At 61.2% G+C, this 13,462-nt stretch carries 11 protein-coding genes; 6 read left to right on the top strand and 5 right to left on the bottom strand.

The window, feature by feature from the left end; all coding sequences use genetic code 11:
- Positions 1 to 2 precede the first annotated feature (2 nt).
- Positions 3 to 3,107 carry an efflux RND transporter permease subunit gene (locus VIM98_RS06345; protein ID WP_331992257.1) on the top strand — a complete coding sequence of 1,035 codons (3,105 nt, stop codon included), beginning with the start codon at positions 3 to 5 and terminating at the stop codon, positions 3,105 to 3,107.
- Between the two features lie 95 nt (positions 3,108 to 3,202).
- Here VIM98_RS06345 and VIM98_RS06340 read toward each other — a convergent pair whose 3' ends face one another.
- Positions 3,203 to 4,543, bottom strand: a complete 1,341-nt coding sequence (locus VIM98_RS06340) for a PAS domain-containing methyl-accepting chemotaxis protein (protein ID WP_331992256.1) — start codon at positions 4,541 to 4,543, stop codon at positions 3,203 to 3,205.
- Between the two features lie 352 nt (positions 4,544 to 4,895).
- Here VIM98_RS06340 and praB point away from each other — a divergent pair, with 352 nt between their 5' ends.
- Positions 4,896 to 5,393: an alkane oxidation protein activator PraB gene (gene praB / locus VIM98_RS06335; RefSeq protein ID WP_331992255.1), complete on the top strand. Its 498-nt coding sequence runs from the start codon at positions 4,896 to 4,898 to the stop codon at positions 5,391 to 5,393.
- Between the two features lie 89 nt (positions 5,394 to 5,482).
- Here the strand turns inward: praB and VIM98_RS06330 are convergent, their stop codons facing one another.
- From VIM98_RS06330 to VIM98_RS06315, 4 genes are all read right to left on the bottom strand, one after another.
- Complete coding sequence (locus VIM98_RS06330; protein ID WP_331992254.1) at positions 5,483 to 6,922, bottom strand: M20/M25/M40 family metallo-hydrolase; 1,440 nt, start codon at positions 6,920 to 6,922, stop codon at positions 5,483 to 5,485.
- 138 nt (positions 6,923 to 7,060) lie between these two features.
- The gene (gene mscL, locus VIM98_RS06325) at positions 7,061 to 7,474 is read right to left on the bottom strand and encodes a large-conductance mechanosensitive channel protein MscL (RefSeq protein ID WP_331992253.1); all 414 of its coding nucleotides are present in this window, start codon (positions 7,472 to 7,474) and stop codon (positions 7,061 to 7,063) included.
- Between the two features lie 105 nt (positions 7,475 to 7,579).
- Complete coding sequence (locus VIM98_RS06320) at positions 7,580 to 8,266, bottom strand: fumarylacetoacetate hydrolase family protein (protein WP_331992252.1); 687 nt, start codon at positions 8,264 to 8,266, stop codon at positions 7,580 to 7,582.
- A gap of 46 nt (positions 8,267 to 8,312) precedes the next feature.
- Positions 8,313 to 8,870 (bottom strand): hypothetical protein, encoded by a 558-nt coding sequence (locus VIM98_RS06315; protein WP_331992251.1) that lies wholly within the window; start codon positions 8,868 to 8,870, stop codon positions 8,313 to 8,315.
- Positions 8,871 to 9,215: 345 nt separating this feature from the next.
- On the opposite strand from VIM98_RS06315, the gene VIM98_RS06310 reads away from it, so the two are divergent.
- From VIM98_RS06310 to VIM98_RS06295, 4 genes are all read left to right on the top strand, one after another.
- Positions 9,216 to 10,466 carry an efflux RND transporter periplasmic adaptor subunit gene (locus VIM98_RS06310; protein ID WP_331992250.1) on the top strand — a complete coding sequence of 417 codons (1,251 nt, stop codon included), beginning with the start codon at positions 9,216 to 9,218 and terminating at the stop codon, positions 10,464 to 10,466.
- A gap of 24 nt (positions 10,467 to 10,490) precedes the next feature.
- On the top strand, positions 10,491 to 11,177 hold the full coding sequence (locus VIM98_RS06305) for an ABC transporter ATP-binding protein (protein ID WP_331992249.1): 687 nt from the start codon (positions 10,491 to 10,493) through the stop codon (positions 11,175 to 11,177).
- Positions 11,178 to 11,186: 9 nt separating this feature from the next.
- Positions 11,187 to 12,347, top strand: a complete 1,161-nt coding sequence (locus tag VIM98_RS06300; RefSeq protein ID WP_331992248.1) for an ABC transporter permease — start codon at positions 11,187 to 11,189, stop codon at positions 12,345 to 12,347.
- A gap of 13 nt (positions 12,348 to 12,360) precedes the next feature.
- Positions 12,361 to 13,462: ABC transporter permease (locus tag VIM98_RS06295; protein WP_331992247.1), on the top strand; the 1,102-nt coding region annotated here is incomplete at its 3' end.

Raw genomic sequence — 13,462 nt, 5'->3', positions numbered from 1 at the left:
CGATGAACCTGCCCGAACTGTGTATTCGCCGGCCGGTCATGACCACGCTGCTGATGGCGGCACTGGTCGTGTTCGGCGTGGCTGCTTATCCGCGTCTGCCGGTGAACGAGCTGCCCAACGTCGACTTTCCGACCATCAGCATCTCGGCCAGCTTGCCGGGCGCTTCTCCGGAGACCATGGCCTCCGCGGTCGCGACGCCGCTGGAATCGCAGTTGTCGACCATCGCGGGCATCAGCTCGATGAATTCGACCAGCGCGCTGGGCACGACCTCGATCACCTTGACGTTCGAATTGGATCGCAGCATCGACGGTGCGGCGCAGGACGTGCAATCGGCCATCTCGGCGGCGCAGCGCCAGCTGCCCACCGACATGCCTACGCCGCCGACTTTTCGCAAGGTCAATCCGGCCGATGCGCCGATTCTTTATCTGGCGATGACCTCGTCCACGCTGCCCTTGTCGCAGGTAGACGAGTACGCCGAGACGCAGCTCGCGCAGCGTCTGTCGATGGTCGACGGCGTGGCCCAGGTCAGCGTCTACGGTTCGCAGAAATACGCCGTGCGCATCGACGTCAATCCCGATCGCCTTGCTTCGGCCGGTATCGGCATCGATCAAGTGCAGAGCGCGGTAGCCGACGCCAACCAGAACCAGGCGACCGGTTCGTTATACGGTCGACGCCAGCAGCTGCCGATTCGCAATGACGGCCAGTTGATGCGTGCGGCGGCGTACAACGATGTCGTGGTGACTTATCGCAACGGCGCGCCGGTGCGCCTGGGCGACGTGGGCCGCGCCTACGATAGCGTGCAGAGCGACCAGACCGCCAGTTGGTTCAACGGCGAACGCAGCGTGCTGTTGGCGATCCAGCGTCAGCCCGGTGCCAACACCGTCGAGACCGTCGATCGCATCAAGGACCTGCTGCCTGGGTTTACCGCCGGCTTGCCGCCTTCGGTCAAGCTGACCACGTTGTACGATCGCTCCGACTCCATTCGCGCATCGGTCGACGATGTGCAGTTCACCTTGTTGCTGGCCGGCGTGCTGGTGGTGCTGGTGATCTATCTGTTCCTGGGCAATCTGTCGGCGACGCTGGTGCCGGCGCTGGCCCTGCCGATCTCGGTGGTAGGCACGTTCGGCATCATGTTTGCGCTGGGCTACAGCCTGGACAACCTTTCGCTGCTCGCACTGACGTTGGCGGTAGGTTTCGTGGTGGATGACGCCATCGTGATGCTGGAGAACGTCGTCCGACACATGGAGGCAGGTGAAAAGCCGTATGAAGCGGCGGTCAAGGGTGCGACCGAAATCGGCTTCACTATCTTCTCGATGACCTTGTCACTGGTTGCTGTTTTCATCCCGGTGATGTTCATGGGCGGCATTATCGGTCGCCTGTTCCATGAGTTCGCCGTCACCATCAGCGTGGCAATCCTGCTGTCCGGCTTCATTGCCATCACGCTGACGCCGATGTTGTGCAGTCGCTTTATCCATGCGCACGACCACACCAAGAAGAACTGGCTGATCGCCGGCTTCGACCGCGGTTTCAGCGCGGTCACGAACGGTTACACCAGTTCGCTGCGCTGGTGCATGGGTCGGCCGCGCCTGGTGGTGTTCGGCTTCGTAGTCAGCCTGGCGGTGACCGGCCTGCTGTTCTATATCACGCCAAAGGACTTCATCCCTGCCGGCGACACCGGTCAGTTGCGCATCAATACCGAAGGTCCGGAAGACGTCTCCTTCGATGCCATGGTGGCGCGTCAGCAAGTGCTGGCGGACATCGTCGGCAAGGATCCGAACATCGAGGCTTACATGTCCACAGTGGGCGCGGGCGGTTCGCGTGCGACCATCAACAACGGCTCGATGCTGCTCAAGCTCAAGCCGGCCAGCGAACGCAGCCAGAATCCGGATGAGATCATCCAGGAACTGCGGCACAAGTTCGCCAAGGTAGTGGGCATTCGTGCTTATCTGCAGAACCCGCCGGCGATCCAGGTCGGCGGCCGCCAGTCCAAGGCGCAATACCAGTACACACTGCAATCGGGCGACCTGGACGAGCTGTACGCTTGGGCAGGCAAGGTCACGTCGGCGTTTGCGCAACTGCAAGGGTTCCAGGACGTCACTAACGATCTCGATCTCAACAGCCCGTCGATCTTCGTACGCGTCAATCGCGACCGGTTGGCGCCGCTGGGCCTGACGATGGCGCAAGTGCAGGCGGCGATGGGGTCGGCTTTCGGCGAGAACCAGATCTCGACAATCTACGGCACCGCAACGCAGTACTGGGTGATCCTGCAAGTGGATCGCCCGATGCAGAACAATCCGGATGTGTTGTCCAAGCTCTACGTCACGTCCAACACGGGCAAGCTGATACCTCTGAACACGGTGGCGAGCTTCGAGCGCAAGCCGCAGGTGTTGACCGTCAACCATCAGGGGCAGCTACCGGCCGTGACGGTATCGTTCAACCTCGCGCCCGGCGTCAGCCTGAGCGACGCGGTAGGCGAGATCGATCGCGCGATGGACAAGATGGGTCTGCCGGCAACCATTACCGGCAGCGTGCAGGGCACCGCCCAGGCCTTCCAGGATTCGATGCAGGGCATGGGCTTGCTGCTGTTGCTGGCGGTGTTCGTGATCTACCTGGTGCTGGGCATTTTGTATGAGAGCTTCATCCACCCGTTGACGATTCTTTCCGGCTTGCCCGCCGCGGCGGTGGGCGCGCTGTTGACGCTGGTGATCTTCCACGCCTCGCTGGATCTGTTTGCGTTCGTCGGTATCGTGATGCTGATCGGTATCGTCAAGAAGAACGCGATCATGATGATCGACTTCGCACTGGAACGTCAGCGAGATGGGACGGTCAGTCCGGCCGATGCGATCTTCGAAGCATGTCGAGTGCGTTTCCGTCCGATCATGATGACGACGATGGCTGCTTTCGCCGGAACCTTGCCCATCGCGCTTGGCCTGGGTGCAGGCGCAGAAACGCGTCGGCCGCTGGGCCTGGCGGTGGTCGGCGGTCTATTGGTATCGCAGATCCTGACGTTGTACCTGACGCCCGTGATCTACCTTTATCTGGATAAGTTGCAGACGCGTTTGTCGAAGAAGAAGCGTGGCGGCGTGGAAGAGGCGCATTCTCACTAGGCTTGCTCGTCAACTGTGAAAAAGGGACGAGGGTTGAGCCACCTATGCGGTGGCTCAACCCTCTCCCATTTTGCAACGGGGAGGGGGATTCGGGCTTACCCTGCCCCTGCCACCCGCAATTGATCGATCGCCTGCGTCACCTGCGCAATCCCGCTCGCTTGCGAGTGGGCCGCATCGGCAATCTGCGCCACACGCTGGTTCACTTCGGCAGCCGAGGCGACGATCGCATGCATGGCTTCGCCCGCTACACGGGCGCGTTGGCTACCCTCGCTCAAGGCATCGACGGCATTCTGCACCAGCTCGCGAATCTCCTTGGCTGACTGTGCGCTGCGCAGCGCCAGTCCCCGTACTTCTTGCGCGACCACGCCGAAGCCCTTGCCTTGTTCGCCGGCGTGCGCGGCTTCCACGGCTGCATTGATCGCCAGGATATTGGTCTGAAAGGCAATCGAATCCATCACGCTGATGATTTCAGTCATGCTCTGCGCGCGCTGGTTGATGTGGTCGATGGTCTCGACCAACTGGTCGACCATCGAGCCACCCGTGCTCGCGCTGCTGCTGGCCTCGTGCGCAAGGCGGTTGGCATTGTGCGCCTGCCCGGCGATCGCCGGCACTGTGTCCGACAGCGAGCTGAGCGCGCTTTGCAGCGCCTGCACGGCAAGCGTTTGCTCGGTGACATCGGTGGCGTACTTGACCACCTTGAAGGGACGACCCTCCATGTCGAAGATCGGGTTATAGCTGGCCTGAATCCACACTTCGTGACCGTCGCGGCGTACCCGACGAAACAGCCCGGCATGAAACTCGCCCAGGCGCAAACGGTGCCAGAACTGTCGATACGCTTCGCCCTCGCGTTCTTCGGGGTCGACAAATAAGCGGTGGTGGCGGCCGACCACTTCATCCCGGCGATAACCCAGTACTGCGAGGAAGTTGTCATTGGCATCGAGAATGACGCCGTCCAGGTCAAAGCTGATGACCGCCTGCGCGCGATCGATCGCCGCCAGACGCCCCTCCATGTCTGCCGCGTTCAGGCGCTCGCCGGTGACATCGACCGCATGCTTGATGACCTTGCAGGGGCGCCCGAATGCGTCGAATATCGCGCTATAGCTACCCTGTATCCATACCTCTCGCCCGCCTTTGGCGATGCGCTTGTAAATCCCGCTGAACGATTCGCCTTCGCCGAGCCGGCGCCAGAATGCCTTGTATTCCTCGCTCTCGCGCTGCGCGGGCTCCATGAACATGCGATGGTGCTGGCCGACGATTTCATCGCGCGTATATCCCAGGGCGCCGAGGAAATTGTCATTGGCGGCCAGAATATAGCCGTCAAGCGTAAATTCGATAATCGCTTGCGCTTTATGCAGCGCATCGATCTGACTCTGCAATTGAGTGCGCGAATGCCGTTGCCGTCGTTGCGATCGAAGCTTTGCCAGAAGCCGTTTCATAAAGGTCCCCGAAGTCGAAGTTTGACGCTCAGTGACCCGTCAGCCCCCTGTGGCATCAGGTCGATGGCCACGCGCTGAAACTTGTGGTGACCATGCCCATGTATCGGTAGGCAAAGGGATAAGCCTGAGCGTCATCCTCATGAAATGGGATATTCATCACATTTTCCCTCGTCTGAGCCCGCTTGGGCGCGCGAATTTGGACGACGTGGTGTGACCGGTTCATCCATAGGCATGTCATGTAGGCGCGACCTAACATTTGTCGTGAGGTTATGGCCGGGTGCGACGCACGAAAGGGCGGGTCCCGGCCACCCTCACAGGGTCGAATTCAATCAATCAAAGGGAATTGATACTAATGAACGGAAAAAATGTTCTGCGCCTCGCGGCATCGTTGTTGATGATCGGCAGCATCCATGCGCATGCCACGAAGATCGGTCCGGCCGGCTCCCCATTCTCGGCTACGGGAACCATGGTGATGCGTGCAAGCGGTGCTGCGCCGACCTGTAACGTCACCTTGAGCGGTGTCGTGCTTCCGGATGGCTCGCAAGCCGTGATCAATTCGGTGAGCGTGAGCGGCGGGCTGCTCTGTGGCAATGCCAAGGTCAAAGGCCTGCCCTGGTCGATTCAGGCTATCTCGCCCTGGTCGGCGTTCATTAACGGCGTCGCATTCGATGTTCCGCCGTTTTCGCGGTGCGGCCCGGCTACCGTCAATGCACAGTGGAACAACAACACCAACACGCTATCGGTAGTGCGTCAGCCTTTGGGTGGCAATTGCACGATGGAAACCCTTTCGATCAGCCCGAATCCGGCGTTCATTTTCTCCGACAACGTTCCTGCGGCAGCGACGCCGTAATAGGACAGCGGATACCGCTATCGCGGAAGATTCAAAAAGAAAAGGAAGGCGTTACGCCTTCCTTTTCTTAAGCACATCAGGAGCGAGGCTTACTCTGCGGCCCCGTCTTTTGAAAATGCGCCCGGTGCCGAACCGAAATCGCCCTGCGCCTGCGCGGCCATATACGAGAACGCGGCGTACACCGCGACATTCTGCGCCATATCGCGCGGGTCGATCTTGTCCAGGGTATCGTTGGCGTTGTGGTGATAGTCGAAGTAGTACGTGCCATCCTGTGTCAGCGACAGCGCCGCCATGCCCTTGGCATGCATCTGCGACAAGTCGGACCCGCCGCCGCCAGGGCGCTTGGCGTCGTACGCTACGCCGATCGGCGCCAGCACCTTGGCCATCTGCTCGATGGCACCGATCGCACCCGGCTTGACGCTGGCGCTCATGCGCCAGACGCGACCGGAGCCGAAGTCCGACTCCGTACCGAGCTGATGCTTGACCGTATCGGGCGCATGCTTATCGGCATATGCCCGGCCGCCCCACAGACCCATCTCTTCATTGGCAAAGGCAATCACGCGGATGGTACGGTCCGGGCGCTGGGGCAGGTCGCGAATCAGCTTGCCGGCCGCCATGGCGATCGCCACGCCGGCGCCGTCGTCGATCGCCCCGGTGCCAGGGTCCCAGGAGTCCAGATGGCCGCCAATGGCCACGACCTGATCCGGATACTTCTTGCCGGTGATTTCGCCGATGACGTTGGCACCGGTATAGCTGCCGTTGAAGCCGACATCGAGGTCCAGCTTCACGCTGACCGGCTTGCCATAGGCCAGGATACGTTCGAGCTGATCGGCATCCGGATTGGACAGGGCCGCGGCGGGAATGGCCTGTTTCGGATCGGTGAAGCCGGTGACGCCGGTATGAGGCGTGCGGCTGTGCTCATCGGTGCCAGCCGAACGGAGCAGATAGCCCGCAGCCCCCAGCTTGGAGGCGATCACCGGGCCCTGTGTGCGAATCGCCGAGCCCATGCCGTAATCATGGCCGTCTTTTTGGCGCGTCATGCGAAAGCCGATATAGACGATCTTGCCCTTGACCGCATCGGCACTGGCCTTCTTGAGAGCGTCGAGGCTATCGAATTTGACGACTTCGGCAGTGAGTCCGCCTTTGGGCGTGCCCGCGGAATATCCCAGCGCCGTCAGCATCAGCGGTTGCGGAAACGGCGCAACAATCGCGCCGTGCTCGCTGCGGCGCTCCCACAACGGATAGGTCACCGGCTCGGTATAAACCTTGTCGAAGCCCAGTTCCTTGAACTTGGCGATGGCCCAATCCCGGCCGCGCTGGTCAGCGGGACCGCCGGCGATGCGCGGGCCTACTTCGGTGGTCAACGAAGCGACGATCTTGTAGCCCGTGTCGTCCGCCATGGCCTTGTCGCGCAGCTGTGTGGCCGTCTGCACGGCCGCAGCAGGAATCACGGTACTCGTATCGGCAGCGCTGGCAGCGCCGGTCGCCAGCATCAGGCTGGCCGCAAGCAGGGTCGGGAGAAAACGCATCGAGGGAGCCCCTTGGGAGAAACCCCGATTATCGCGCTGCCATCGGTGATCGCTTAGGCCAGAAGTCACGAATGCTGCAAACATCTTACGACGTAGCGAGCGCGATCCGGGCTGCGCTCGCTATTTCCACAGCCAGGCTTATTTTGGCTGCTGTGCCTTGAGCAAGTCGCGAATCTCGGCCAGGAGCACGACGTCGGCGGCCGGCGGTGCGGCCACTTCCTGGCGATGGGTGAGGCGATTGATCGCCTTGACCAGCAGGAAGATCGCGAAGGCGATGATCACGAACTGGATCAACGTATTGATGAAGGCGCCGTACTGCACGGCGACTTCCGCCACCTTGTGCGCCGGATCGCTATTGTCGGCGGGGCGGATGATCCATTTGAGCTGGGAAAAATCGATGCCGCCAGTGAGCCATCCGATCGGCGGCATGATGATCTGGTCGACGAGCGAGCTGACGATCTTGCCGAATGCGCCGCCGATCACCACACCGACTGCCAGGTCGATGACGTTGCCGCGCATGGCGAAGGTCTTGAACTCTTGCAGCATGCCCATGAGCTATCCCTCTTGTTTGGCCGGACGACGTCGGCGACTTTAACTCAGGGGGATGGCGGTGGCGAGCAGGGCACCGCGGCGCACTCGCCCTTTTTGCGGCGAGCCTCAGACGACCTGCCCATCCAGACTGACAATGCCTTCAAGCTCGGCATGAAACGTATCGCCGCGCTGCAAGGCGGCGACGCCGGCGGGGGTGCCGGTAAAAATCAGGTCGCCGGCCTTCAGCTCGAACAGGCGCGAAAGCGCAGCGATGATTTCGGCCACGTTATGCACCATTTCGCCCAAGAGGGCTTGCTGACGCGCCTGACCATTGACGCTCAGGCTCACCCGCGTGGCATCGCTCAGGGTTGCCTGGCTGGCTGGGACCAGTGCCGACATCGGCGCGGAATGGTCGAAGGCTTTGGCAACGTCCCAGGGGTGGCTCTTGGCCTTGGCTATCGCCTGCAGATCGCGGCGGGTCAGGTCCAGGCCGACGCCGTAGCCCCAGATCCGCGTCATTGCTTCGGCGACCGGAATACTCGTGCCGCCGCTGCCCAGCGCCACGACCATTTCCACTTCATGGTGTAGATCGGCCGTGGCCGAAGGATAGGGGAGCGGAGCGCCGTCGCTGACCAGCGCGTCGGCAGGCTTGCAGAAGAAAATCGGCGTTTCCTTGTCGACCGTGGCGCCCATTTCGCGGGCGTGATCGGCGTAGTTGCGACCGATGCAAAACACACGGCGGACAGGGAAGCGTTGCTCGCTGCCGACGATAGGCAGGCTGACGGTGGGGCTGGGTGCGATGACGTAGTTCATGGTCGCCGAGGGTAGCAGCTTTCGGCTTCACGGCGATGCATAGCTGCTATGGTCCGGATAGGCGGACGGGATCTGGCTGCGCCCGTTTTGACGGGCGGAACACGATATCGAATTCCGGCTGCCAATGCTGGCCGCCGTCATGCGATTGTTCGGCTGTCTCGCGCACCCCGCCATCGACAGGCAGCCACGTGACGCGATGCAATGTTTCGCCATCCTTGTCCAAGGTGCTGCCGGTCAACACGATCTTGTCGCCTTCCTTGTTTCCTTCGGCGACCAGCAGCTCGCCTTGATTGGTGACCCAACTTTGGTGCCAGCGTTTGCGTGCGCTGTCATAGATGGTGAAGCTCTCGCCGGTATACCCATCGCTGCGTGTGTAAACCTCGTGCAGTACGCAACCGCCGAGGATCGACGTGACCTGGTTTCGTGCCACCGATGCGGTGCTGCCGACACGGTAGGTGTCCCAATCGCCCAGCCAGAAATCGAACTGCCGGTGTGCCGGATCGCTGCATTGCGGTGAAGGGGACGCTGCCTTGGGAGAGGGCTGCGCCAGCGCAAGGGATGCAGCCAGGATGCACAGCGAGATTCCAAGCAGAACACGCGACATGACGAGCCTCCCTTGTGGATGGCGCCGATCATCTACACGAATTTGTCGGTTTGCCTATAACCACTTCGATCGAATCCGACCGCACCAATCCCATGACTGTCGCTGCCCCTGAGACGGTATCGTGTGCAAATTAGCTGTCATGTCTTTTGATACCTGAATAGCTAGCAGGTAAAACACTGCAAATATGTGGGCGTATGGGGCGCCTGTCAGTCGGAAATCACAGCGCGAAGGCCAGGATGACAGCTGTCATCGATGACGGCTGATGGGCGGCAGTGTCCACCTATCGCGCGCTTAGCCATGCTTCGTGTCATCAGTCGAATGGCATCAATGCAACGGGGAAAGAGTGTGAATCACAAGGATCTGCTCAATGAGCTGAAGATCGACCGTAGCCAGCGCGAAACACATCGCGCGGGGCCGCCGGGCTGGCTGTGGCCCGTGCTTGGGGCAGTGCTGATCGTGCTGCTGGCTGGTGCTGGCGCCTGGTATTTCCTGGGAAACAAGCCGGTGGAGGTGCAAACGGCGACGGCGGTATCCCCTGCAAGCAACCCGGATGCGGGAGCCGTGCTTCAGGCCACCGGCTATGTCACTGCGCGTCGACAGGCCACGGTATCGGCACAGATAACGGGCACCCTGACCGAGGTGCTGATCGAAGAAGGCGATCGCGTGCAAAAGGGGCAGGTGCTGGCGCGCCTGGACGATAGCGCGTACAAGGCAAGCTTGGTCGCCACGCAAGCACAGGCGGCCGCGGCACATGCGTTGGTCACCCAATTGCAGGCGCAATCGGTGCAGAACGAACGCGATGCGCAACGCCTGGAGGCCCTGGTGGCGCGTGGCCTGGTATCGCGCCAGGATGCCGAGCAGGCGCGCACGCAGGTAAACAGTATTCGAGCACAGCTCGCCGCCCAGCAGCGCCAGGCCAAGGCAGCCGATGCGCAGGTCAATGTGGCCGAGGTCAACTTCGATTACACCGTAGTACGTGCACCGTTCAATGGAGTCATCACGACCAAGGACGCGCAGGTCGGCGAGATCATTTCGCCACTGTCGGCCGGTGGCGGTTTCACCCGTACCGGTGTGGGCACGATCGTCGACATGGATTCGCTGGAGGTCGACGTCGATGTCAACGAAGCCTATATCGGCCGGGTCAAGCCGAACATGCCGGCGGAGGCCATATTGGATGCTTATCCCGACTGGCGCATTCCCGCACATGTCATTGCCATCGTGCCGGCAGCCGATCGTGGCAAGGCTACGGTGAAGGTGCGCGTGGCGCTGGAAAACAAAGATGGCCGCATCGTGCCCGACATGGGAGTACGCGTGTCCTTCCTCGAGCAGCAGGCCGCATCCGCGTCGCAGGCCATGGCGCCCAAGGGCGTGCTGGTGCCGGCCAAGGCCATTGTGCAGCGCGAGGGCCACGACATCGTTTTTGTGCTGGCCGGCGACAAAGTGCAGCAGCGCGCGGTTACGCCTGCCGCGCAGAACTACGGGGACATGCGCCTGGTGCCCGAACGGGTGCAGGCGGGCGATACGGTGGTGATAACGCCGCCGGACAACCTCAATGACGGCATGCGTGTGGCGGTGGCCGCCAAGACGCAGGACTGAATACGACCCACGGGAGCGAAAGTCATGGCGACGCTGATCCAGATCCGCGATCTATCCAAGATATATGAGCGAGGCAAGCAGAAGGTGGAGGTGCTCCACCACATCAACCTCGATATCGAGCAGGGCGATTTTCTGGCTTTGATGGGCCCCTCCGGCTCGGGCAAGACGACCTTGCTCAACATGATCGGCGGCCTGGACTCGCCCACCGGCGGCCAGATCGCTGTGGGCGGCGAGCACCTGGCCGATATGGGAGCCGGTGCGCTGGCGCGTTGGCGCGCAGCCAACGTCGGCTTCGTGTTTCAGTTCTATAACTTGATGCCGATGCTCAGTGCGCAGCGTAATGTCGAACTGCCCTTGCTGTTGACCAAGCTGTCGGCATCGCAGCGACGCAAGAATGCGGAGATCGCCCTGCAACTGGTCGGGCTGAGCGATCGCGGCTCGCATAAGCCGAGCGAACTATCCGGCGGTCAACAGCAGCGCGTCGCGATTGCCCGGGCGATCGTGTCTGATCCGACCCTGCTGGTTTGCGATGAGCCCACCGGCGATCTCGATCGTCAATCGGCCGAAGAAGTGCTCGGTCTCCTGCGTCAGCTCAATCGCGATCACGGCAAGACCATCGTCATGGTCACACACGATCCGAAGGCTGCCGAGTACGCCAACCATACCCTGCACCTGGACAAGGGTACGCTGGTCGAGCAGGCCACGGCCTAAGGGGGCGCCATGAAATATCTCCATCTCATTTGGGCGGCGCTGTTTCGAAGCAAGACGCGTACCTTTCTGACCCTGGTATCGATCATCGCCGCCTTCTTGCTGTTCGGCATGCTCGATTCGGTGCGCAGCGGCTTCGATCAGGTCGGCAAGAACGCCAACGGTGCGCAGCGCTTGCAGACCGGTGCCAAGTTGTCGTTCATCCAGCCGCTGCCACAAGGGCTCGGTGCGCAAATCGCGCAGGTACCTGGTGTCAAGGCGGTCGCCTATGCCAACTGGTTCGGCGGAGCGTATCAGGACCCGCACAACCAGATTTTCAGTTTTGCGGTGAGCGATAACTACATCGATCTGTTCCCGGAAGTCGAAATCCAGGCCGATGCGCGCAAGAAATTCATGGATTCGCGCACCGGCGTACTGATCGGCGAACAACTGGCCAAGAAATACGGCTGGAAGGTCGGCGACAAGATTCCGCTGCAATCGACCATCTTCCCTCAGCGCGATGGCAACAAGACCTGGACGGTCGATATCGCCGGTGTCATGCACGCCAAGGACAAGAGCGCGGGCTGGTACGACCAGATGATCCTGATGCACTGGAAGTATTTCGATGACGGTACGGCCTATAACAACGGTCAGGTCGGGTGGTACGTCAGCCGCGTGGCCGACGTCAATCAGGCCGATCGTGTCGCCAAGGCGATCGATGCGATCTCGGCCAATTCCGATCATGAGACGCGTACGCAGACCGAGCAGGCTGCCAGCGCCTCCTGGATGAAACAGCTGGCCGACATCGGCTTGATCGTCGGGTCCATCATGGGTGCGGTGTTCTTTACCCTGATCCTGCTATCGGGCAACACCATGATGCAGGCAGTGCGCGAGCGTACCAATGAGCTGGCAGTGATGAAGACCATCGGCTTCTCCAGTCACTCCGTATTGATGATGGTATTGGCCGAGTCGGTGCTGTTGCTCTTGCTGGGCGGAGTGATCGGCTTGCTCTTGGCTACCTTTGTCGTGGGTTTCATGCAACAGGCAATGGCCCAGATTCCGATGGCGAGCGTAGCCGGTGGTATTTGGGCGCGCGGTTTGCTCCTGATGATCGTTATCGGGTTACTGGTTGGCGCGATTCCGGCAATGCGCGCCATGCGGCTCAAGATCGTCGACGCGTTGGCTGGCCGCTAAAGGAGATCGACCCATGAATTTTCTGATTAGTTTGGGCTTGTTCGTTGCATTGATCGCGGGCCTGATTGTCTGGATCGCACTGCCATGGCCGGTTTTGCTTGCGATAGCCGTCGTCTTTGCGTTGTGGATGGCCTTCACACGACGAGGCCGACAAGCCGCCTCGGTGACCGCTGTCGGTATCAGCACACTTCGACAGCGCCTGGGGTCATCCGCTGTTGTCATCATCGGTATCGCCGGTGTCGTGGGCGTGCTCGTCGCTCTTCTGGCGATGGCCGAAGGCTATGGTGCGACCTTGCGCAGTACCGGCACGCCCGATACCGCGATCGTCATGCGCGGCGGCTCGGCCAGTGAAGTGATGTCCGTACTGGAGCGCGATAGCGTGGTGGTGATACCGCAGGTGGCCGGCATCGCCAAGGACGCGCAGGGGCGGCCGATCGCTTCGCCGGAGATCGTCGTGGCGGCCAACTTGCCCTTGAAATATGGGAGCGCAGACGAAGAGGGTAGCGTGCAACTGCGTGGCGTGGGCGAGCAAGCCTGGTCAGTGCGGCCGAACCTGAAGATCGTGCAGGGCCGCAACTTCAAGCCAGGCATGCGCGAGTTGATTGTGGGCGAAGGTGCCGCTCGTCAATTTGCAGGCCTTGAGCCGGGACACGAGATCAAGCTGGGTAATCAGGTCTGGACGGTTGTCGGTGTTTTTGCTTCTGGCGACGCGCTCGATTCGGAAATCTGGGGCGATGCCGGCGTCGTAGCCGATACCTATCGGCGCGGCGGCAGCCGTGCCTCGATTACCGTCAAGCTTACCGATCCGAAGGCGTTCGATACGTTCAAGGCGGCGCTTGCAGCGGATCCGCGGCTGAAGGTCGATGCGGAAACCACCATCGACTATTTCAGCAAGCAATCCGAACAGATGACAAAAATCCTGAAGACGATCGGCATTGTCGTCGGTGCGATCATGGCCATCGGCGCCATTTTCGGTGCGCTCAATACCATGTTCGCCGCGGTCGCGGCGCGCGCAAGAGAGATTGCTACCTTGCGTGCAATCGGTTTTCGAGGATTGCCAGTCGTAGTGGCGATCATGCTGGAGACGATGTTGCTTGCTCTGATTGGCGGGGTCG

Origin of the sequence: Dyella sp., assembly GCF_036568765.1 — a bacterium.
GTDB lineage: Bacteria > Pseudomonadota > Gammaproteobacteria > Xanthomonadales > Rhodanobacteraceae > GSA-30.
This window is presented reverse-complemented; position numbering and strand designations above follow the sequence as displayed.